Consider the following 20,043-nt stretch of genomic DNA (forward strand, 5'->3'; position numbering starts at 1 on the left):
ATAGCCTTACTTAAACTTGTTCATTTTAATTTATCAATGTTTCTGCCGTTCCAGTTTCGCAGACTGCCTTGGCGCTGTTTAATGCAATATAAACCATATTTTGAACTGCTATTTCTGTATAAAAGGCTACATGCGGCGTTACGAGGACATTATCAAGCTGCAATAATTCGTTAAAAGTTTCATCCTTGATCTCTTTATTACGCCAATCATGATTGAATAAAGTACTTTCGTTTTCATAGGTATCTAATGCTGCTCCAGCTACTTGACCATTTTTGACAGCTGTAATTAAATCAGCTGTGTTGATGAGCGAGCCACGTGCTGTATTAATAATGTAAACGCCCTTTTTCATCTTGGCAATCGAAGCTGCATTTATCAGATGATGATCTGCAGGTGTTGCTGGCATATGCATTGTAATAACATCAGCTTGGGCAAATAACTCATCGTATGACGAAACATAGATTCCTTCTCTATCTAATGCTGGATTAGGATAAACATCATATGCAATAACTTTTGCGCCAAATCCCCGGTAGATGTTAATTGCAGCACGCCCAATCCTACCAGTTCCAATAACACCAACTGTTAATGAACGTAGTTCTTTTCCAACAAAAGGAGCCCACCGGAAATCGTGTTCAACCACTTTGCGTCTAAAAACCGTCGTATTACGCAAAAGCTGCATTAATTGTGTTACTGAGAATTCAGCAATTGCATTTGGTGAATAAGCTGGGACATTAGTAACCTTAATCTCGTTTTGTTTTGCTTCCTCTAAGTCAAGGTTGTCAACGCCAACATTACGGATAGAAAATACTTTAATATTATTTTCCTTCAGCTTGTTAAACATTTTTTGCGGGTATGTTCCTGTCTGCAAGCCCAGAACACCATCATACCCAGCAAGCTGATCCAAAGAGTCAGTTGTTAGTGCTTCATGTACTGTATCAACTTGGATACCATTTTCCTTTTCCCAAGCTTTAAAATACGGTAACTCATCTTCACGAACATTAAATGCAATAAACTTCATTGTGAACCTCCAATTAAATAAATGATAATTATACGGTGAGAAACCAAGCTTAACTTATAATTAGCTATGGTTACCAAATGTTATTGTACCACGAAGTTAATCTTCAAATAAAAATTAAGCTTTTTATTACTTTAAGTGTTGTGGCAGTTTAGCAGTTACGCCCGCTGCGCGTAAATAAATAAGTTTTTGTGCACGACTTTGATGCTTAAATGCATACTCAGCTTGTAAGGCTAACCTTTTTTCTTTAAATGTTTCATAATAGAGTATCTTTACTGGCTGTCTCTTTTTGACACGGGTATATTTTGCCCCTCGCCCAGTGTTATGTGCAGTCAATCGATGTTGCAAGTCGGTTGTATAACCACCGTATAGAGTTCCATCCGCACAAAGTAAAACATAAAAAAAATAATTTTTAGTCTTCTTTTTTTCCATCGTATAAAATCTCCCGTACAAAAGAGCTATATTGATTATTTTCACCATAGACCGTTATTGGCGGTAAAAAGCGGAGCCCCTGCTGCCGCCCATCTTTAATCGCTTCAACTAAAATCATATTGGCCTCACGTCTCTTTTTAGGATACACCAGTTGAATCCTTTTAGGTGCTAAACGGTGCTGCTCTAAAAGTGTTAGCAATTCAAAGGCTCGTTCTGGTCGGTGCACAAAATATGCCTTACCATTCATCTTTAGCAGGCCACTGGTAACCTCAATTATTTTCGCTAGATTAACGGTGATCTCATGCCGAGCAATCGCAAAGTAAGGATTTTCATTTTTCTTACTATTATCTAAATTAGCAAAATACGGCGGATTACAAGTTACCGTGTCAAATGAATCCTTTCGTAGATAACGTTCAGCATTAGCTAAATCAATATTCAAAACATCCATCTGTTTAGTCAATTCATTTAATTCCACACTGCGCTGAGCCATATCTGCAAGGCGCGGTTGGAGCTCAACTTCCGTAATATGTGCTTGTGTTTTAGCGCTCAAAAAGAGCCCTACAGCTCCATTTCCAGCGCATAGATCCACGATTTTACCTTTCTTTTTTCTTATTGGCTGTGTAAAATGGGCCAACAAGACAGCATCCAGTGAAAAAGAAAAAACTTCTGCACTTTGAATTATCTTAATATCACTGGAATACAGCATGTCAATTCTTTCATTTTCATTTAAATTCATTTTTTGACCTAACCTTATTTAGACTTGCAACTAACACAAAAAATATGCAATACTAATCACTGAAATATTTTAATGTAGAAAGGAATGTCATCGTGATGTTCTATTCATTTATTCGTGTTGTTGCACGTCTTTTTCTTTTTTTAATTAACGGTAATACGCACTACCGTAATAAAGAGAAACTTCCTGCTGGTAATTATATTCTCGTTGGTCCACACCGGGCATGGTTTGATATGATTTACTTTGCTCTTGCAGCTTCACCTAAGAAGTTTTCTTTTATGGCGAAGTCAGAGTTATTCAAAAATCCAATTTTACGTTTTATTTTGGTGCACGCCAATGCCTTTCCAGTTGACCGTAAACATCCTGGTGCTTCAGCCATCAAGACTCCTATCAAATGGCTAAAAAGCCGTGATCTCTCGCTGATTATGTTTCCGTCAGGTACGCGGCATTCGCAAAAACTGAAAGGTGGTGCACTTTTAATTGCTAAATTAGCTGGTGTTCCGCTCATTCCAGTCGTTTACCAAGGACCGCCTACTTTTAAGAGATTATTACTGCGCAAACGAGTAACTGTTTCGTTCGGTGAACCCGTATATATCGATCGAAAACGTAAGCTAACAGACAGTGAACAGCAGTTAGTTCTTAAAGATTTGCATGACCGTTTTGACGAACTAGACCGAGAGATCGATCCAACTTATGAATATATCGATCCCAAAACAGTAAAGAAATAAAAAAGGAGCTCCTTAACGGAGCTTCTTTTTTATTTTTTCTTATTATTTTGTGCTTTCATTGCATTCATCATCTGATGCAGTTTCTTTTCGGATGGTTTTTGTCCCATCTGCAACATCATCGCTTTTAACATATTCTCATCAATTGGAGGATTTTTCTTCAAGTAGTTTTCCATGTATTTGCGTGCTGCAAAAAAACCACCGGCAAACCCTACGATCAATGCAAGAACTGCAATAAATACCCAGATCGTTGTCGACATCAACAATTACTCCCTTCAAGTCACTCTATCTCTTAATTTTACACAACTAGCTCTTAAAAATAAAGGACATATCACAAATAAAAGTTAATCATCGCGTAATCCTTTTTTTCGCTGAATCTGTTTAACTTTTTCTGGGGTTACCTCATTGCCCTTTTTATCAAAAACCTGTAACATCTCAACATTACTTCTGAAGGTCTCTCTAAACAAGGACAAATATTTTTGGCGTAACTTTCTTTGCTCTTTTGATTCAGCAGCTGATAAGCCACTTTCCTTTTTCTTTTTAGATAACTCGTTAATACGGTCAATCAGTTCTGGTGGTATCTTTCCTGCCATTATTAGATGCTCCTAACTTATTCGTAATTATAAAATCCATCATACAAGAAAAAAATATGTTTTTCAAATGCCTAAGCCGAACATTTGTTTGTAACCATGCTTATTTTATGCTAAAATTTAACTAATAACTTAGTAAATTGAGGTGTCATAAATGACAAAAGCTTCTGAAAAAAGACAAATGGCTGTTCTGCGTTTCATCTATGAACGAGTCAATGAAAAGGGATATCCACCCACTGTTCGTGAAATCTGTCAGGCAGTAAACCTTTCCTCAACTTCAACAGTCCATGGACACTTGGCTCGACTCGAAAAAAAGGGCTACCTCCAGAAAGATCCCACTAAACCAAGAGCAATCGAGCTAACGGCTGCCGGATTAGAGGCCATCGGAATCGAGGAGCACACGCAAGCTATTCCTGTCTTAGGGACAGTCACTGCCGGAACACCTATCCTAGCTGTTGAAGAAGCTACCGATTACTTTCCTTTACCACCTACTATGGATTCAGCAACTGACTTGTTTATGTTGACGATTCGGGGTAAAAGTATGATCAATGCGGGGATTTTAAATGGAGATAAAGTCATCGTTCGTAAGCAACGTGCTGCCGATAACGGTGACATTATCATTGCACTAACTGATGAAAATGAAGCAACCTGTAAACGGTTCTTCAAAGAAGCTGATCATATTCGATTACAACCGGAAAACGATACTATGCCTCCAATTATTTTAGATTCAGTTTTAATTCTAGGTAAGGTCGTTGGCCTCTACAGGGATTTTCTTTAAAACAACTTAATATTTAGTCACACAAATTTGGACCGCAGAGAGGTTACACTTACCTAACAGCTAATTGTAACTCTTATTGTGGTCCCTTTTTATTTCTCTTTAATTGGTGTGTTTGGCTTTAAGATCATCTGCCATCTCTAATAATTCATTAGCATGTTCAAGGGTCAACTTAGTAATCGTTGTTCCTGCTAACATTCGTGCTAACTCATTTACACGTTCGGAGATAGTAAGTTTCTTAATAGCTGTTTCAGTCCGACCACCCACAGTTTTTTTAGAAAGAAAGTAATGCTGATCGCTGATTGCTGCCACTTGGGGAAGATGTGTAATACAAAGGACCTGTGAATGTGCCGCTACCTGGCTTATTTTTTCAGCTATTGCCTGTGCAACACGCCCACTGACCCCCGTATCAACTTCATCAAAAATAATACTAGTAACACCCTGCGTTTTCGCAAAAATCGTCTTTAAAGCTAGCATAATCCGTGATAACTCACCCCCTGAGGCAATCTTAGCTAATGGCCCCATTGCCTCACCTGGATTAGTCTGAATATAAAACTCAACTTCATCAATTCCATTGCGACCGAGGTCAAGCTTAGAGCTTTTAAACTTAACTTCAAATAGAGCTTTATCCATAAAAAGTTCTTTTAGTTGACGATGGACATCCTTTTGTAATCTTTTTGCTGCTTTATGTCGCTTGCTTGAAAGTTCATCTGCTAATTTTCGTGCCACTGCTAAAGCTTGTTGAACAGCTTCTTTTTGTTGTTCACCGTTATCTTCTGTTTTTCGCATCTCAGTCAATTCACTCGTAATCTTTTGTTGATAACTCAGTACTTGAGTAATTGAGTCGCCATACTTATGCTCCAACTGATGAATTAACTCTAAACGTTGGACGAGTTCATTTAAACGGTCTTCGTCCCACTCCATCATATCCAATTCACCTGAGATTTCGTGTGCAGCATCTTGAAGCGCATAAAAAGCATTGGCGAAACCTTCACTAATAGCTCGTAGCTTATCAGAATATGAAGCAATATTATTCAATTCTTCCATCGCCCCACCAATTTGCCCTAATGTATCTGTTGTTTCTCCTGATAATAACTGATAACTTCTCAGCAACGCACTACGAATCGTCTGATAATTTTCTAATTTATTTTTTTCGCTGCTCAGCTGTTCTTCTTCACCTGTTTTCAAATGGGCTTCGCTGATTTCATTTACCTGAAACTTCAACATATCTAGCCGTTGTGCCCATTCCTTTTCATTAGCTTCGCGTTTTTGTAGCGCTGCTTTTAAACTATTATACTTTTGAAAAGCTGCTAAATAACGTTTTTTCAGTATCTTAAAGCCTGGAATATACTCATCCAACAGCCCGATATGCCTTTCTGTCTTCATTAATTCCTGATGCTCATTTTGACCATGAATGTCAATCAGCCTCTCACCAATCTGCCTAAGAACTGCTAAATTTACTAGTATCCCATTAACACGACAGACACTACGTCCACTACGGTAAAGGTCCCGCTGCAAGATCAAACCGTCATCTGCATAACTGATCCCCAGCTCACAAAGAAGACTCTTTAATTGCTCGTCTGACGTTAAACTGAATAAGCCCTGTAACATTGACTTGCTCGCGCCTTTACGAATAAACTCCTGCGAACCGCGACCACCTGCTAACAGCCCCAACGCATCGATTACAATTGACTTACCGGCCCCTGTTTCACCGGTCAGTACAGTCATCCCCGCCTGAAAATCAATATCCATTTTTTCAATAATCGCAAAATCTCTAATTATGAGTTCTTGTAACATCGGATCATCCCTTTAGCTTCTATAAATAATTATACTTAGCTGTTAACCCCTACTCTGTTAAGCCTAATAACCATTGTTGTGTATCAAGTGCTTTAGCAGCTGAGGTTGAAATTACCAGCACGGTGTCGTCATCACCAATTGCACCAAAAATAAATTCGCGTTTAAGTTGATCGATCAAGCTTGCAACAACAGGTCCGTTCCCAGGCAGAACTTTGATTAAAAAGAACTCATTTTGAATTCGCGAGGAAATATAAGCATCTCGTAATGTATGCCGTAATTTTTTTTCTGCATCCATCTTTTTTTCTGCTGGCATACTGTAATGATAACTTCCCTCTGGCGAAGGTAGTTTAATTAGCTGCATATCTTTAATATCACGCGAAATCGTTGCCTGTGTAACTTCTATTCCCTGTTCACCTAACAACCTAACGATATCTTCTTGCCTATCAATATCATTCTGCTGTATTAGTGTCTTTATTGCTTTTTGTCTCTCCTGCTTTCGCACCGTCATCACCAACCTCTAAGATAATATTCGCATTTATCCTTAATCATAGCTTATCTTCTATTAAGATTAAAAATTGCTGCTTTCTGAAAGGACTAACTTTTTATTTTAAGACTGCATAAGCAGCTGTAAGAACATTTTCAACATCTACATTTGGCATCAGCTGAGCTTGCTGGTCAGTACTACGTAAGTGAACTATAAATTCAATATTGCCTTCACCGCCAGTAATTGGTGAAAAGTCTAGTCCGCAAACATTGTACCCATTAGCAACCGCAAAATTCAAAATTTTTTGCAAAACATCTTTATGCACTTTTTTATCTCGTACAATTCCGTGTTTACCCACATTCGCTTTGCCTGCTTCAAATTGTGGTTTGATCAACGCTACAACGTCCCCACCCACTGGTAAAATTGCATGTAACGGCGGCAGAATCAGTTCCAGCGAGATAAACGAAACATCAATTGTCGCAAAATTAGGCTGCCCCACTGTAAAATCAGCTAATTTACTGTAGCGAAAATTTGTGTTTTCCATCACAACCACACGTGGATCTTGCCGTATCTTCCAAGCCAACTGATTAGTTCCAACATCTAGAGCGTAACTCAATCGTGCTCCATTTTGCAAAGCTACATCAGTAAAACCACCTGTTGAAGAACCAATATCCAGCACAATTTTATCCTGAGTCGTTAATGCAAAAACTTTTAGTGCTTTATCCAGTTTGAAACCACCCCGGCTGACAAAAGGCATCTTGGTCCCCTTAAAATGCAGTTTAGTTATTTCTGGGATCTTTACGCCAGGCTTATCAAGCCTTTCTTCATTTTGACCAAGGATCTCACCTGCCATAACTGCTCTTTTGGCTTGTTCACGGGTTGCAAATAAGCCTTGCTTAACTAATAAAACATCGACACGTTCCTTTTTCATTTCTTCTTCCTTCTCATAAAATAATCTAAGAAACCGTTCAATAGTTCTGTACTCATTCCCATTTCTTTTAGAATGTTCAAACTAGTTAACGCCTGTTGTAAAGCCGCATCTAAGTGCTGATAAGCTCCATCAAGTCCAACTAACCCCGGGTACGTATTCTTATGCTCAGACTGATCCTTATGTACAGCTTTACCCAGCTGATCTTCCGTTGCAACAACATCTAAAATATCATCATAGATTTGAAAAGCTAATCCAAAGGTAGCACCAAAGCGTTGGACCTGTTCCTGCTTTTCTGCTGACAAATCACCTAGAACACAACCGGCATAACAGGCATAATTAATCAACGCCCCTGTTTTATGCTGATGAAGCTGTTGTAATTGTGCAAGGGAGAGCCGTTTGTGTTCGCCTTCAATATCCGCTGTTTGACCGCTAACCATTCCTTGTGGTCCGGCTGCCTCAGCTAATGCTGTCATTAGACGTACTTTGACATTACTTGATAAAGTTGTTTTTCCTAAACACTCAAAAGCAGTCGTCAATAACCCGTCACCTGCTAAAACAGCAATTGCCTGTCCAAACTTCTTATGGTTTGTCAGACGTCCCCGCCGTAAATCATCATTATCCATTTCTGGCAGATCATCATGGATTAATGAATATGTATGCAGCAATTCGAGACTGCTAGCAACTGCATAAACATTGGTATCTATCTGCTGATCGGCCTCACTACAAATAGCCATAATCAACAGGGGTCTAATTCTTTTGCCTCCGGCAGCAACTGAATAGAGCATAGCATCCTTAAGTGTTTGCTCACCCTCAAGTTTTGTTAAGTACTTTTCCAGATAGCGGTTAAGAACTGGCAAGTGCTGCCTTTGAAAAAGCTCTAACTTATTCTTCATTAGAATCATCACGCTCGAAGGTTTCTTCATTTCCGTTCTGGTCCATTACTTTAGTCAAAGTTTTTTCTGCATTTGCAAGTTTAGCTTGTAATTGCTTGCTAAGCTCCATTCCTCGCTGAAACTTATCAAGTGATTTTTCCAGTGGAATATCACCTTGTTCCAACTTCTGTACAATTTCTTCCAATTCATTTAAATTATCTTCAAAGGTTGGTTTTTCAGTCATTGGTTCTATTCTCCTCAATATTCTTAATTTCAGCTGTTGCTTTTCCATCTATAAAGTGAATTGCAACTTTTTCTCCAGCCGTCAGCTGTCTGACTGACTTAACAACATGTTCATCCTGAGCAATATAACTGTAACCGCGAGTCATAATCTTAAGTGGACTTAGCATATCCAGATTAACAATGGCTGTCTGGACCTGCTGCCTCTTTTGTCCCAAACAATCTATACCCGCTTTATTCAATCGTGCTTTTAGATACTCCACGTTACGGGCATTCAGCCGGACACGTTCAAGCGGAGCAACTTCACGTAAACGATTTTGTCGACGTATTAACTGATGTTCATTTTGGGTAAAAATAACTTGTGTGGCACGTTCAGCCCGTTTAGCTAAATAATCAAGTTTTTGTAAGTAGCCTTCGTAAAGCCTTTGTGGCTGTTGAAAGACGTAAGAGGCACGCAACTTGCCCAGCCTTTGCTTTTTTAGTTTTAGATCTGCCTTAAAAGCTTGATAAAGTCGGACGCGTAGCTGGTTGATTTTTAGTAATTCATCACTGAGAACAGGTACTGCCAATTCAGCCGCGGCTGTTGGTGTTGCCGCTCTAACATCAGCTACTAAATCCGCAATCGTTGTATCCGTCTCATGTCCTACAGAGGAAATAACTGGTAGTTGGCAGTCATAAATAGCCCTTGCCACTATTTCTTCGTTAAAAGGCCAAAGATCTTCGATTGAGCCGCCACCACGTCCTATTATCAATGTATCAAAACTACTGAGTTGCTCAACCCATTGGATCTTCTCAACAATATCTGCTGCCGCACTTTCACCTTGAACTAATGTTGGAAATAAGACTAGTTGTGCAATTGGATAACGTCGTCTAACTGTTGTCATAATATCTTTAATTACAGCGCCTGAAGGGCTTGTAATAACTGCTATTCGTTGTGGAAAAAGCGGCAGACTCTTCTTAGGAGCAGAAAACAAGCCTTCTGCTGACAGTTTTTTCTTTAGCTGTTCATAGGCTTGATAGAGCGCTCCCACACCGTCAGGTTCCATCTTTTCCACATAAATCTGATAATTACCTGTTGCTTCATAAAGCGAAATTCGTCCAACGACTAAAACCTTCATCCCTTCTTCAGGACGAAACTTAACTTTTTCAAAAGCTGAACGGAACATAATTGTACTAATCTTAGCATGTTCATCTTTCAAGCTAAAATACTGGTGTGCACGCGGACGCATACGGAAATTTGAAATCTCACCCGTTAAATAAACTCTTCCTAAATAAGGATCTGCATCAAACTTGCGTTTTAAATATTTAGTTAAGGCACTAACCGTTAGATACTTCTCCGTCGACATTTTGAACACCTCGTTCCGCAAATTTAACCGTTTGCTCCATCAGCATTGCAATCGTCATCGGTCCAACTCCCCCAGGAACTGGCGTCAGATAAGAAGCAACTTCAGCAACCTCTTTTTGATCAACATCGCCTACGAGTTTACCTTTATCATTACGGTTCATCCCTACATCAATCACAACTGCCCCCGGCTTAACATCCGTTTTTTTAATAAACTCTGCTTGTCCGATAGCTGCAATTAAAATATCAGCTTGACGTGTTAATTCCGACAGATTCTTCGTCTTACTATGCGTGATCGTAACCGTTGCATCATTATTAAGCATCATTGCTGCCATTGGTCGCCCAACAATGTTACTACGTCCAACGATAACTGCATGTTTACCCATCAGCGAAATATTATATTTCTTAAAAAACTGCATAATCCCGTGTGGTGTACATGGTAACGCATGGGGATCATTCATAAATAAATGTCCGATGTTAACCGGATGAAAACCATCAACGTCCTTAGCTGGGGCAATTGCATGAGTTATCTTCTCTGCATTTATTTGTGCTGGTAACGGTAGTTGGACCAGTATTCCGTGTACTGAATCATCTTCATTATACTTTTTGACGTATGCCAGTAGTTCATTCTCCGTGATTTCTTGTGGGAGCTCAATATCTTTCGTTTCGATCCCAATTTTTTGGGCAGCTCGGTGCTTATTGCGCACATAAATCCGGCTAGCACTATCATTGCCTACCAGGATCACAACTAATTTGGGGGTAACCCCTTTTTGTTTTAATTCCTGCACCCGTTGTTTTAAGTGTGTGCGTATTTCCATAGCTAACTTTTTTCCATCCAGTAATTTTGCTACCATTAAGTTCACCCTTATCATTTTTTGCTTATAGTTTATTCTAGCATATCTTCTTTTGTTTCTATAGACCCAGCTGCCAGTTATCTAGCCAGCTGAAATAAGCGGCTAAGGCTATCATCTTGAGCGCCTTAACCGCTTATTCATTCATCAGCATGCTAATTAATTCTGCCGCTTATTCCAGCTTGCTGCTTTGTTCAGTTATCAAGTTAGATAAAACCCCATTGATGAATCGACGGGACTTCTCATCACTAAATTCCTTTGCTAACTGTAATGCTTCGTTAACCGCAACCTTTGTCGGTACTTCTGCAGCAAATTTTGCTTCGTATACCGCAATCCGTAAAATAAGCAAATCAGTCTTATTAAGACGCTTGATACTCCATTTGCTGCTTAAATGCGCAGTAATCGTTTGATCAAGTTCTTCTTTTTGAGTCATTACCCCTGTGACCAGCGAAGTTAAATACGATGGCATTTCCAGGTCGGCATGTGATTCATCATTTTGAATCTGGGCGTAAAGTTCGTTAATATCTGTTTCTGGATTGCTCTCAACAGCATAAAGTATTTGAAAAGCAATCCGACGAATAGTATGTCTTGTTATACTCACTACTTGTCACCATTTTCTTCAGCAAATAAATCATTGGGGTTGATATCTTGAACATGTTTCTTAGGAACCACACCCTGAACATAGACATCAACTGTTTTCAGTTCTAGTCCTGTCATAAAGAATAATTGCTGTTTCACTTTCTCTTGAATATCTAGTGCAACCTTAGGCACAGAGACACCGTAGTTGAGGAAAACATAGATTTCTATCCCTAGATTAGCACCGTCCTGTTCTAGCTTAATTCCCTTACCACGACTTTTACGTCCAAACAATTCATTCAGACTATTAGCCAGCGAACCTCGCATAGAATAGACACCTTTTACTTGATTAGCCGCAATTCCCGCAATAATTTCAATCACCTCGGGTGCAACTTCGATCTGTCCCAGAATGGGTTTTTGACTTGTTAAAATAATACTCTTATTCTCAGCCATCCAACAGTACCTCCTTTAAACTTTAGGCACGGGAAACATAACTTCCATCTTGTGTATTAATAATCAAAGCATCGCCTTCATTGACGAAAAATGGTACCTGAACAATCAGCCCAGTTTCCAGTGTTGCTGGTTTTGAACCGCCAGAAGATGTATCACCTTTTATTCCTGGTTCTGTCGCACTGACAGACAGTTGAACAGTGTTAGGTAATTCGATCCCTAAAGTTTCATTGCCATACATTATAATATTAACCAACATGTTTTCCTTCAGATAATTTAATTCACTCTTAATTCTTTCACCGGGCAATTCTAATTGCTCATAAGTTGTTGTATCCATGAAAACATAACTAGCGCCATCGGCATAGAGATACTGCATCTTGCGGTTGTCAATTTGGGCCCGTTCAACTTTTTCACCCGCACGGAATGTCTTTTCCTGAACCGCACCGGTGCGCAAATTTTTAAGCTTTGAGCGAACAAAAGCACTGCCCTTTCCCGGTTTAACGTGTTGAAATTCAACCACACGCCAAAGGGCACCATTAACTTCAATGGTCAGCCCATTTTTGAATTCGTTTACTGAAATCATGTTATTCCTCCTGCAAATCTCTAAATTATAAATCTCTCTTTATAAGAGAAAAGTCTTAATTGTCTTCTTTCAGCTTAAGTTGATTACAGTTAATAATATCAATAAAAGCCCTTAAAATGCAAGTCTATCCTTTCAGCTCATGGTAGTCACGTTCAAAATCTGTGAGTATTTCATGGCCATCTTTCGTAACTAAAATATCATCTTCCAGCCGAACACCACCTGTACCTGGAAGATAGATCCCTGGTTCAACTGTCACAACTTGCCCAACTTGCAATTTAGCTGTAAAGCCATTACCAATATTAGGCAACTCATGAATCTCCAGGCCAATACCATGCCCCATCCCGTGATTAAAGAAGGCCCCGTAACCGCAGCTCTCAATATACGACCGTCCAATATGGTCAAGCTCCTGTACAGCTATTCCTGGTTGGATCGCCATCATTGTTCTTCGCTGTGCTTCCAGAACTACTGCATAAATTTCCTTAACCTTAGATGATTGGGGGCCTATTGCAAAAGTTCGACTAACATCTGTGGTATAACCTTGATAGTAATAGCCAAAATCTAATAATAGTAATTCATTAGATGTTATTTTTCTCGCTGTAGCTGCAGCATGTGGCTGCGCTGTCTTCTCTCCACCAGCAATAATCGTTGGAAAGGAACTTGCGCTAGCACCATGTTGTCTCATATACCCATCGACCCAGTTTGCCAAATCAAGTTCTGTGTAACCTGGCTGTACTTTTCTTAACAGCACTTGATAACATTTACCCGCCAGTTTACCCGCTTTTCTTATCTTCTCAATCTCTATCGGCTCTTTAATCGAACGCAACTCTTCAACAACATCAGCTAGTGGAACAATATCACACATGGCATTTTCATCAAGATAGTCGTACTGACGATATGACAATGAATCCTCGAAACCTAATGCCACTAACCGTAATTGTTCTGCCAATTGACATGCTTTTTTCAAGCAATCATGTGTAATAATAGTTTCCCAACCAGTCAGTTCATCTTGAGCCTGCTGCTCAAAACGGCTGTCCGTCAGCAAGTACCCTGCTTGTTCAGTAATCAGCAGTATTCCAGCATCACCTGTAAAGCCACTGAGATAGCGGATGTTAACCGGTTTTGTAACCAAGAAGGCGTCCAAACTCATTTGGTCCATTCGAGCCAATAATCTGGTAACACGTTCATTGAGCATACAAATCTCTCCTCAAAAAAAGATCCATGGAAAACAAAAAAGACCAATACAAAACAGTTCGTCCCGCATTGGTCTTATTGTAAAATATCTTTTATTATTCAGCTACTGGGTAAACCGACACTTGCTTCTTGTCACGACCCTTACGTTCGAAACGAACAACGCCGCTAACTTTAGCAAACAATGTGTCGTCACCACCCAAACCAACGTTTGTACCCGGATAGATACGTGTCCCGCGTTGACGGTAAAGGATGGAACCACCTGTAACAACTTGACCATCAGCACTCTTAGCGCCTAAACGCTTAGATTCTGAATCACGGCCGTTAGCTGTGGAACCACCACCCTTTTTATGAGCAAAGAATTGTAAGTTCATTAACATAGTTAAGTGCACCTCCCTAATTCAATTGATTATCTTAATATAATTAGCATAGTTTTCAACAATAGCTTGCAAACCAAGTTCGAGATTGGCTAATAGGAGTTGCGCATCATGATTTTGGAACTCATGTTGGGACAACTTTACACTAAGATAGCCACCCTCCTCTTCATTCGCATCAACCTTGGGCTTTATCTGCACCAGTTTTTTCATTCCGTTGATCGTGCTGATCGTTAGAACTGAAACAGCCGCACAGACAATATCCTGTCCATATTCACCAGCATCCGCATGCCCTGTTATTTCAAAGCCGGATGTTTGCTGGTTGCTCCTAAAAAAGCGGACTTTTATCATCTCAAGGCCTCACTTTCGGTAACAACTAGGCATTGATGGCATCAATGACAACCTTTGTATATGGTTGACGATGACCTTGCTTGGTATGTGAATGTTTCTTTGGCTTATACTTGAAAGTAATAACTTTCTTAGCACGGCCTTGTTTCTCGATAGTTCCTGTAACGGTTGCGCCATCAACGAATGGTTTACCGATAACAGTCTTATCTCCACCTACTAAAACAACATGATCAAAAGTAACTTTTTCACCTGCATCTGCTGCAAGTTTTTCAACATAGATAGCTTGACCAGCCTCTACCTTTAATTGCTTACCGCCTGTTTCAATAATTGCGTACATTTGTGCACCTCCTTAATAATCTTAGACTCGCCGTAATGTAGTGGTACAAAATACAATATTTGTACTCTTAAACTTAAAACGTGCGGTTGCAGTTGTGGTTTACACAAATACAACACTCAAATGATAGCAAAGAATACCTAAATCGTCAATCTTTTTTAAAAATAACTTTTTAGTAATTCCTTTAAAATATGTTGGTAACTAAGAAGAAGCATAAAAAAAGACGGAACCAAAGTTTCTTTGATCCCGTCCTTATCACTACTATATGGCGCGGGAGAGATTCGAACTCTCGACCGTCCGCTTAGAAGGCGGATGCTCTATCCAGCTGAGCTACCGAGCCATGAACAACACTCAGTATTATAGAATAATTCGATACTTGTTGTCAAAACCTTTTTGCAAAAAGTTTTTTATTTTAGTTTTCATTCGAAAGAATAAGCATTATAATTGAAATGTTTTTGTAACTATGTGACAATAATGTAAATTAAATGTAATATAAAACTAACAAAGGGATGATTTGGATGATACAATTTTTAGCACTTATCGGTATTTTGCTTCTTGCGGGTATTGTTCAGTTATATGCCAATCAACGCAAAGTTCGCAGTAATTATAAACACTTTAAAAATGAGGTTCCGCAAAATAAGCTTTTAGGTAAGTAACAAAGTAACACCAAAAAACTGTTTTAAGTAAGAGACCGTGTCTAAAGACATGGTTTTTTATTTGTAGAAGTTTTTACTTTCCAGTTTACTACTTCAACTCATTACGGACATCTTTCACTAGTACTCTAAAAAGAGGCCTGAATCAAGATCTAACTTTTGATCCGGTCTCCTCCGCTTACTTTGAATCATCATGGCATTAGCCATGATTCTTTAGTTAGTAAATTTTGTAAAATATCTCTCTTCGATCTCCGACGGTGTATACTCCAGCTCGACCAAACCAAACTTAAGCAGCAAATGCCATGCATGCAAGAATGGTTGATTCTGTCGTTCAAAAAAACTTTTATTTAATTGCTGTTGTAAAATCATAAAAAGCTTAGCTACCGCTTGACTCGCCCATTTCTGTTGTAACTGGATCGTCTGCTCATCTGACAGTAGCATTAGATACGTCCATTTTCGTTGATTACCTACCCGACAAAACGCATATAGTACATCACAATAATATGTGAGTAATTCATCCCGGGTTTCTTTCTTAGCAGCTGCAGTTGCCATAATTGCTAATGTATTATTTAACTCCAGATACAGCGCTGCAATTTTATCATCCTCTGTCAGCCCGGTAGCCAACGAAAATCCCGTATAATGTCGTGCAGCATCAATCATTTCCTTTACGCGCAAATCAAGCAACTCCCTTTCAATTGTTAGTTAAAATACAAAAGATCAGACCTAACTTCTAAGTCAGCTAGATTATCCAGATACCATTCCCTAATAAACTGATACTGAAGTAAAATATCAAACCAAGCTACTCGACTCTCTCCATCGTTCACCCTAATTATCCACTCAGAAATAGCCGTATGATCAGATCTGCTTTTATCTACCAAGGTCACTATAGTCTGTTTATCTAAATTCAGGATAGCTTCGTTATCTTCGCCAACTTTCAGCATTCGACCACCATTGGCTGCCATCACAAATAATTGGTCGATAGTACTATGCGGTAATTGTGGATTTGCTAGTTCGTAAACAGCACTATTGGAAGGATCTAGCAAGTTAAAATCAACATCGAAACCATAATCTTCTTTAAGGTAGCGTCCTAAATTTAACAAATAAACTTCAAAACCCTTAATAGCTTCGGGCTCAAGTTCTTTTAAATAGTCAACTAACAATAGTTTGACTACTGAACGGCTGTTAAAACGAACGATATTCTTTCGAAAATTCAGATAAAAGAGAATTTCACCCGAATTTTTTTCAGTATAATAAGCACCATCAGGTGACCCCTTCTCAAGTTGGAATACAAAGTAACCATGTGTATTAATTCCAGGAAACTCGTGATACAACTCGTGATTTCGATCTGAGGACTGTAAAATAACCTGTTCACTGTTATGCAATTCCAGTAGCCGATTTAAGAAAATCAAATAAAAGTCAGCTCGGCTGTACTGCTGCGGAAAGACTAGGTATGAATTATCTAACTGGTAATTGATTAATTTTTGTGCTGCCGCAAATAAGGTTTGTGGCTCCCCTGTCTGGACGAGTTGATCTAACAAATGCGTGAAATACAACCCGTTATTTAGACTATCCTTTAATTCTTGGTTGTACGCTAGTAACCTTCCCGTTGTACTCAAGGTCGCTGCACTTTCACGTATTGCTGGAGAAGGTTTAAGATTATCAATTTCCTTGGGGGTAAAAGTTACTGTTTTTTGTTTATAATCTTCAGCCATCGATCTTCACCCGCCCTTTTGTGGCAATCAAATCTGCAATGTAATTGCGGTAAAGTGATTCATTACAAGCGGTAAAGTTCGCAAAACTACCAAACTTAGCAACAATACTTTGCTTTTCATAGCCAATCAACGTGTCTTCCTTCGACAATGCTAAAACTTTTTCTTCGCTCTCGCGAATAATCTTGTATGCCTGCTGTGCTTTTTCATCTTGATCAGTTAGCAGTGATAAACGTTCTACCAGTTTTTGCTTAGCTTCCTTAGCTTTCGAAGCTTCCCATGGCAAGACTTTATCTTGTGCTAATTTCTTTAACTGCAAGCGGACCTGTTCTTTTTCTTTATCACGACTATTCTGTGCATCAATTAAAGCCTGCAGTTGATCTGTTTGCTGTGAGATAGCCGCTATTTTGTCACTGTTAAGCCGCTTTTTCTGTTCTTCGAGTTGGAAGGCCAACTCCAACTTTTTATATTCTGTTTGGTTAAAATCAAATTGCACCTTAAGGATATCGAGCGTTCCAAAAAGCCGGCGGTCCCACCAATTTCCAAAATAAAACTGAAACTGTCCCAGACCTATCTGTTCAAAGTAAAAAAAGGGATAGGTTTCACGGAGATATGCAATTAAATTACCACTAAGATATTGGCTCAGTTTATCTGAAATATCAGCAACGAGCTGTTCATTCCGCTCATCTGAAGTGCCATGCTTGGCCTGCATAATTTCTTTAGAGTAGCGTTCACCATCAATCAGCTGATAGACTAACCGATCATCTTGCTCCTGGATCGCCGCCGCTAAAGTTTGCAAGTATCTCGCTTTGTTTGCGACAGCCTTCTTCAATTCTGTTGTCGCGAGTATATGTTCTCTTTGTACTACACCATCCTGTATGTTCGCCAAATCTATCTCCCCTTATCAACAACTACCGGTTTAAAAGCCATCTAACAGTCCAAGAGTCACTGGACGGCTCACTTTATATCCAAAAAGCAACAGCAGTTATTTATCATTCTAAAATAATTGCACTAATGTATAACATTATTATAGCATTCTCTTCTAAAACAACTCAATAATATCGCCGTTTGTCTCTAGAATAACACTGACTCAGTAGAAATTTATCCAATTAATGTTAATGTTCAAGATACTGCCGCTGGTACTCTTTAACTCCTGCTAACACAAAGCGTGCCGGATCATTACTATAATCAAGTTCTTCGGTTGCTGCATGAAATAGCTGTTGCTTAAATAAGTGTTCATACTTATCCACACTAACTTGCTGGCGGTTAGCTAAAAGCTGACTATAATCTACTCCCATCAGCCCAGCTTTAAAATCTGGTTGCAAAATACCAGAATAAAACTCGGCTTCTGCACCTGAACCGTAACTAAATAAGCCCAAGCGATCACCAGCTATCAGCTGTTCACTTTGTTGTAATAGTGATAGCAGGCTCAAATACAATGAACCAGTATACAGATTACCAACAAGGCGGTTAAAAGTTCGTGCATGTTCAAATTCTTTAGTTAGCCTTAACGTTAAGGCTGGTTCTGCCCCAGTGGTCAGCTGACGTATTCCCTTTAAGCCTAGCTTAGTGTACGGTAAATGGAATAAGACAGCAGCTAAATCTTCGAGCTTTAACCCTGTCTTTTGTTGGTAATCCTGCCAAACATGATCAAGAAATTCTAAATAGATATTTGAAGAATACTTACCATCAACCATTGCTTCCGTCTGTCCCAATGGTCGCCAGAAATCCATGATATCCTGTGTTTGATAGGCACTTTGCTTGTCCAGCGCCAAAATTTGAGGATCTGCACTAACCAGCAGTGCGACCGCTCCACCACCTTGAGTTGGTTCTCCAGGCGTTTTCAAACCATAACGTGCAATATCAGCACCAATAACTAAAACCTTGCTTCGTGGAAAAAGTGCAACATGATCCCTTGCCAATTGAAGCCCAGCTGTTGCTCCATAGCAGGCTTGTTTAACTTCAAAAGCCCGTATATTTGATTTCAGACCCAATAAGCGTGCCACATATACTGCTGCCGCTTTTGAATTATCAATTCCTGATTCGGTAGCAAAAATAACCAGATCTAACTGTTCTTTATCATCAACGGTCAAAATACGCTGAGCAGCATTGGCTGCCATTGTTACGACATCTTGTGTTGGCGGGATCACCGCCATTTTTGCCTGACCAATTCCAATTAAGTACTTATTAGGATCTTCATGCCTAGTGCGAGCCAGCTCAGCCATGTCAACATACAGATCAGGGGTGAAAAAACCTAGTTTATCGATCCCTATCTTCATAAATTTCCACTCCTTTGTTTTTTTAACTATATCATACACGAAAAAAGTTCCTAAGGCACTTTCCCCTCAGAAACTTCTCCTTAATAACTTATTCATATCATTTCAATTATTAAAAAAACCAACACCCACAAAAAGATACTTATAATCAGGCCATTGAATAGACCTTTAAAAAAACTCATACTTTCATCTCCAATGTGGTGCTGCTTTTAAGACGTGCCTCATCCAATCTAAGTTTAACTTTAATCATCTGCTATTTGTTGCAAAATACTTCTTTTTAAACTTTTATTAAACTCCCAATGATTTTGTACTTTATACCAGCCTCTTTAAACCATTCTTTTACCTCTGCTTCTGTTTACCCTAATTTAGGGTATAAGGGTATAATAGTGCATAGGATAGCAGTCAAGTCCATTTTAGTAAAATCATTAACAAACCTAGGAGGAAAAAAAGTAATGAAAATAATTAACGTTGAATTAACCGTTAAACCTGAATTACAGGCTGAATATGAAGAATTTGTAACTGAATTAGTTGAGCACTCAGCCACTGAACAAGGAAATCTTTCTTACGCGCATTTCAAAAAAATGAATGCTGCTTATGACTACGAGATCATTGAACATTGGAAAGACCAAGCCGCCGTCGTATATCATAACAAAACACTACATTTCCAAAGATTTTTAAACCAGATTGAAAAATATCTTGCTAAACCGCTTGTTATTTTACGGATGGATTATAATGAATAATTTCTAAAATTTTATATTTATAAAAAAA

Annotated in this window: 27 protein-coding genes, 1 tRNA gene and 1 other annotated feature; of the genes, 4 read left to right on the top strand and 24 right to left on the bottom strand. The window is 39.0% G+C overall.

Annotation, left to right across the window (positions count from 1 at the left end):
* Positions 1-25 precede the first annotated feature (25 nt).
* The 3 genes from FC81_RS06740 to FC81_RS06750 form a co-directional block, all read right to left on the bottom strand.
* The gene (locus FC81_RS06740) at positions 26-1,015 is read right to left on the bottom strand and encodes a D-2-hydroxyacid dehydrogenase (RefSeq protein ID WP_057744666.1); all 990 of its coding nucleotides are present in this window, start codon (positions 1,013-1,015) and stop codon (positions 26-28) included.
* Between the two features lie 126 nt (positions 1,016-1,141).
* Positions 1,142-1,444 (bottom strand): GIY-YIG nuclease family protein, encoded by a 303-nt coding sequence (locus FC81_RS06745; RefSeq protein WP_057744669.1) that lies wholly within the window; start codon positions 1,442-1,444, stop codon positions 1,142-1,144.
* Positions 1,425-2,180 (bottom strand): tRNA1(Val) (adenine(37)-N6)-methyltransferase, encoded by a 756-nt coding sequence (locus tag FC81_RS06750; RefSeq protein WP_057744672.1) that lies wholly within the window; start codon positions 2,178-2,180, stop codon positions 1,425-1,427. The genes FC81_RS06745 and FC81_RS06750 overlap by 20 nt, the downstream gene beginning before the upstream one ends.
* A gap of 95 nt (positions 2,181-2,275) precedes the next feature.
* Here FC81_RS06750 and FC81_RS06755 point away from each other — a divergent pair, with 95 nt between their 5' ends.
* The gene (locus FC81_RS06755; protein WP_057744675.1) at positions 2,276-2,905 is read left to right on the top strand and encodes a lysophospholipid acyltransferase family protein; all 630 of its coding nucleotides are present in this window, start codon (positions 2,276-2,278) and stop codon (positions 2,903-2,905) included.
* Positions 2,906-2,934: 29 nt separating this feature from the next.
* Here FC81_RS06755 and FC81_RS06760 read toward each other — a convergent pair whose 3' ends face one another.
* Positions 2,935-3,162: a YneF family protein gene (locus FC81_RS06760; protein ID WP_057744678.1), complete on the bottom strand. Its 228-nt coding sequence runs from the start codon at positions 3,160-3,162 to the stop codon at positions 2,935-2,937.
* An 84-nt stretch (positions 3,163-3,246) separates the two neighbouring features.
* A complete protein-coding gene (locus tag FC81_RS06765; RefSeq protein ID WP_057744681.1) occupies positions 3,247-3,495 on the bottom strand; it encodes a DUF896 domain-containing protein in 249 nt (82 codons plus the stop codon).
* A gap of 151 nt (positions 3,496-3,646) precedes the next feature.
* Here FC81_RS06765 and lexA point away from each other — a divergent pair, with 151 nt between their 5' ends.
* Positions 3,647-4,270, top strand: a complete 624-nt coding sequence (gene lexA, locus FC81_RS06770; RefSeq protein WP_057744684.1) for a transcriptional repressor LexA — start codon at positions 3,647-3,649, stop codon at positions 4,268-4,270.
* Between the two features lie 99 nt (positions 4,271-4,369).
* Here lexA and recN read toward each other — a convergent pair whose 3' ends face one another.
* The 15 genes from recN to FC81_RS06845 all read right to left on the bottom strand — a co-directional run bounded on the left by recN (position 4,370) and on the right by FC81_RS06845 (position 14,977).
* A complete protein-coding gene (gene recN, locus FC81_RS06775) occupies positions 4,370-6,064 on the bottom strand; it encodes a DNA repair protein RecN (protein WP_057744686.1) in 1,695 nt (564 codons plus the stop codon).
* Between the two features lie 49 nt (positions 6,065-6,113).
* Positions 6,114-6,566 (bottom strand): arginine repressor, encoded by a 453-nt coding sequence (locus tag FC81_RS06780; protein WP_057745073.1) that lies wholly within the window; start codon positions 6,564-6,566, stop codon positions 6,114-6,116.
* Between the two features lie 100 nt (positions 6,567-6,666).
* Positions 6,667-7,479 carry a TlyA family RNA methyltransferase gene (locus FC81_RS06785; RefSeq protein WP_057744689.1) on the bottom strand — a complete coding sequence of 271 codons (813 nt, stop codon included), beginning with the start codon at positions 7,477-7,479 and terminating at the stop codon, positions 6,667-6,669.
* Complete coding sequence (locus FC81_RS06790) at positions 7,476-8,372, bottom strand: polyprenyl synthetase family protein (RefSeq protein WP_057744692.1); 897 nt, start codon at positions 8,370-8,372, stop codon at positions 7,476-7,478. The genes FC81_RS06785 and FC81_RS06790 overlap by 4 nt, the downstream gene beginning before the upstream one ends.
* Positions 8,362-8,595, bottom strand: a complete 234-nt coding sequence (locus tag FC81_RS06795) for an exodeoxyribonuclease VII small subunit (protein WP_057744695.1) — start codon at positions 8,593-8,595, stop codon at positions 8,362-8,364. The genes FC81_RS06790 and FC81_RS06795 overlap by 11 nt, the downstream gene beginning before the upstream one ends.
* Complete coding sequence (gene xseA, locus FC81_RS06800; protein ID WP_057744698.1) at positions 8,588-9,937, bottom strand: exodeoxyribonuclease VII large subunit; 1,350 nt, start codon at positions 9,935-9,937, stop codon at positions 8,588-8,590. Before xseA ends, FC81_RS06795 begins: the two co-directional genes overlap by 8 nt.
* A complete protein-coding gene (gene folD / locus FC81_RS06805; protein WP_057744701.1) occupies positions 9,909-10,787 on the bottom strand; it encodes a bifunctional methylenetetrahydrofolate dehydrogenase/methenyltetrahydrofolate cyclohydrolase FolD in 879 nt (292 codons plus the stop codon). Before folD ends, xseA begins: the two co-directional genes overlap by 29 nt.
* Before the next feature lie 169 nt (positions 10,788-10,956).
* On the bottom strand, positions 10,957-11,385 hold the full coding sequence (gene nusB, locus FC81_RS06810; protein WP_057744705.1) for a transcription antitermination factor NusB: 429 nt from the start codon (positions 11,383-11,385) through the stop codon (positions 10,957-10,959).
* Complete coding sequence (locus FC81_RS06815) at positions 11,385-11,813, bottom strand: Asp23/Gls24 family envelope stress response protein (RefSeq protein ID WP_057744707.1); 429 nt, start codon at positions 11,811-11,813, stop codon at positions 11,385-11,387. Before FC81_RS06815 ends, nusB begins: the two co-directional genes overlap by 1 nt.
* A gap of 22 nt (positions 11,814-11,835) precedes the next feature.
* Complete coding sequence (efp, locus tag FC81_RS06820) at positions 11,836-12,393, bottom strand: elongation factor P (RefSeq protein ID WP_057744710.1); 558 nt, start codon at positions 12,391-12,393, stop codon at positions 11,836-11,838.
* A 124-nt stretch (positions 12,394-12,517) separates the two neighbouring features.
* Positions 12,518-13,585, bottom strand: a complete 1,068-nt coding sequence (locus tag FC81_RS06825; RefSeq protein WP_057744713.1) for a M24 family metallopeptidase — start codon at positions 13,583-13,585, stop codon at positions 12,518-12,520.
* 94 nt (positions 13,586-13,679) lie between these two features.
* Entirely contained in the window at positions 13,680-13,961 is a 282-nt protein-coding gene (gene rpmA / locus FC81_RS06830) for a 50S ribosomal protein L27 (protein WP_057744715.1), read from the bottom strand.
* Between the two features lie 21 nt (positions 13,962-13,982).
* Positions 13,983-14,306, bottom strand: a complete 324-nt coding sequence (locus FC81_RS06835; RefSeq protein ID WP_057744718.1) for a ribosomal-processing cysteine protease Prp — start codon at positions 14,304-14,306, stop codon at positions 13,983-13,985.
* 25 nt (positions 14,307-14,331) lie between these two features.
* On the bottom strand, positions 14,332-14,640 hold the full coding sequence (rplU, locus tag FC81_RS06840; RefSeq protein WP_057744721.1) for a 50S ribosomal protein L21: 309 nt from the start codon (positions 14,638-14,640) through the stop codon (positions 14,332-14,334).
* A 13-nt stretch (positions 14,641-14,653) separates the two neighbouring features.
* Positions 14,654-14,738 (bottom strand) — a sequence feature (ribosomal protein L21 leader region).
* 165 nt (positions 14,739-14,903) lie between these two features.
* Positions 14,904-14,977 (bottom strand) — tRNA-Arg (locus FC81_RS06845).
* 178 nt (positions 14,978-15,155) lie between these two features.
* Between FC81_RS06845 and FC81_RS10900 the strand changes: the two genes are divergently transcribed.
* Positions 15,156-15,293, top strand: a complete 138-nt coding sequence (locus FC81_RS10900) for a hypothetical protein (RefSeq protein ID WP_157054737.1) — start codon at positions 15,156-15,158, stop codon at positions 15,291-15,293.
* 210 nt (positions 15,294-15,503) lie between these two features.
* On the opposite strand, the gene FC81_RS06850 is transcribed toward FC81_RS10900, so the two are convergent.
* The 4 genes from FC81_RS06850 to FC81_RS06865 all read right to left on the bottom strand — a co-directional run bounded on the left by FC81_RS06850 (position 15,504) and on the right by FC81_RS06865 (position 19,278).
* On the bottom strand, positions 15,504-15,965 hold the full coding sequence (locus FC81_RS06850) for a hypothetical protein (RefSeq protein ID WP_057744724.1): 462 nt from the start codon (positions 15,963-15,965) through the stop codon (positions 15,504-15,506).
* A gap of 23 nt (positions 15,966-15,988) precedes the next feature.
* Positions 15,989-17,002 (bottom strand): hypothetical protein, encoded by a 1,014-nt coding sequence (locus tag FC81_RS06855; RefSeq protein WP_057744727.1) that lies wholly within the window; start codon positions 17,000-17,002, stop codon positions 15,989-15,991.
* A complete protein-coding gene (locus tag FC81_RS06860) occupies positions 16,995-17,888 on the bottom strand; it encodes a hypothetical protein (RefSeq protein WP_057744730.1) in 894 nt (297 codons plus the stop codon). The genes FC81_RS06855 and FC81_RS06860 overlap by 8 nt, the downstream gene beginning before the upstream one ends.
* A 226-nt stretch (positions 17,889-18,114) precedes the next feature.
* On the bottom strand, positions 18,115-19,278 hold the full coding sequence (locus tag FC81_RS06865; protein ID WP_057744732.1) for a hydroxymethylglutaryl-CoA synthase: 1,164 nt from the start codon (positions 19,276-19,278) through the stop codon (positions 18,115-18,117).
* Between the two features lie 449 nt (positions 19,279-19,727).
* Between FC81_RS06865 and FC81_RS06870 the strand changes: the two genes are divergently transcribed.
* Positions 19,728-20,015: a putative quinol monooxygenase gene (locus FC81_RS06870; RefSeq protein WP_057744734.1), complete on the top strand. Its 288-nt coding sequence runs from the start codon at positions 19,728-19,730 to the stop codon at positions 20,013-20,015.
* Positions 20,016-20,043 lie beyond the last annotated feature (28 nt).

Source organism: Liquorilactobacillus capillatus DSM 19910 (genome assembly GCF_001434915.1).
GTDB lineage: Bacteria > Bacillota > Bacilli > Lactobacillales > Lactobacillaceae > Liquorilactobacillus > Liquorilactobacillus capillatus.

Coding starts and splice junctions, on each gene's coding strand:
- FC81_RS06740 (WP_057744666.1), bottom strand. CDS start 1,015: ATGAAGTTTATTGCATTTAATGTTCGTGAAGATGAGTTACCGTATTTT.
- FC81_RS06745 (WP_057744669.1), bottom strand. CDS start 1,444: ATGGAAAAAAAGAAGACTAAAAATTATTTTTTTTATGTTTTACTTTGT.
- FC81_RS06750 (WP_057744672.1), bottom strand. CDS start 2,180: ATGAATTTAAATGAAAATGAAAGAATTGACATGCTGTATTCCAGTGAT.
- FC81_RS06755 (WP_057744675.1), top strand. CDS start 2,276: ATGTTCTATTCATTTATTCGTGTTGTTGCACGTCTTTTTCTTTTTTTA.
- FC81_RS06760 (WP_057744678.1), bottom strand. CDS start 3,162: ATGTCGACAACGATCTGGGTATTTATTGCAGTTCTTGCATTGATCGTA.
- FC81_RS06765 (WP_057744681.1), bottom strand. CDS start 3,495: ATGGCAGGAAAGATACCACCAGAACTGATTGACCGTATTAACGAGTTA.
- lexA (WP_057744684.1), top strand. CDS start 3,647: ATGACAAAAGCTTCTGAAAAAAGACAAATGGCTGTTCTGCGTTTCATC.
- recN (WP_057744686.1), bottom strand. CDS start 6,064: ATGTTACAAGAACTCATAATTAGAGATTTTGCGATTATTGAAAAAATG.
- FC81_RS06785 (WP_057744689.1), bottom strand. CDS start 7,479: ATGAAAAAGGAACGTGTCGATGTTTTATTAGTTAAGCAAGGCTTATTT.
- FC81_RS06790 (WP_057744692.1), bottom strand. CDS start 8,372: ATGAAGAATAAGTTAGAGCTTTTTCAAAGGCAGCACTTGCCAGTTCTT.
- FC81_RS06795 (WP_057744695.1), bottom strand. CDS start 8,595: ATGACTGAAAAACCAACCTTTGAAGATAATTTAAATGAATTGGAAGAA.
- xseA (WP_057744698.1), bottom strand. CDS start 9,937: ATGTCGACGGAGAAGTATCTAACGGTTAGTGCCTTAACTAAATATTTA.
- folD (WP_057744701.1), bottom strand. CDS start 10,787: ATGGTAGCAAAATTACTGGATGGAAAAAAGTTAGCTATGGAAATACGC.
- FC81_RS06815 (WP_057744707.1), bottom strand. CDS start 11,813: ATGGCTGAGAATAAGAGTATTATTTTAACAAGTCAAAAACCCATTCTG.
- efp (WP_057744710.1), bottom strand. CDS start 12,393: ATGATTTCAGTAAACGAATTCAAAAATGGGCTGACCATTGAAGTTAAT.
- FC81_RS06825 (WP_057744713.1), bottom strand. CDS start 13,585: ATGCTCAATGAACGTGTTACCAGATTATTGGCTCGAATGGACCAAATG.
- rpmA (WP_057744715.1), bottom strand. CDS start 13,961: ATGTTAATGAACTTACAATTCTTTGCTCATAAAAAGGGTGGTGGTTCC.
- FC81_RS06835 (WP_057744718.1), bottom strand. CDS start 14,306: ATGATAAAAGTCCGCTTTTTTAGGAGCAACCAGCAAACATCCGGCTTT.
- rplU (WP_057744721.1), bottom strand. CDS start 14,640: ATGTACGCAATTATTGAAACAGGCGGTAAGCAATTAAAGGTAGAGGCT.
- FC81_RS10900 (WP_157054737.1), top strand. CDS start 15,156: ATGATACAATTTTTAGCACTTATCGGTATTTTGCTTCTTGCGGGTATT.
- FC81_RS06855 (WP_057744727.1), bottom strand. CDS start 17,002: ATGGCTGAAGATTATAAACAAAAAACAGTAACTTTTACCCCCAAGGAA.
- FC81_RS06865 (WP_057744732.1), bottom strand. CDS start 19,278: ATGAAGATAGGGATCGATAAACTAGGTTTTTTCACCCCTGATCTGTAT.
- FC81_RS06870 (WP_057744734.1), top strand. CDS start 19,728: ATGAAAATAATTAACGTTGAATTAACCGTTAAACCTGAATTACAGGCT.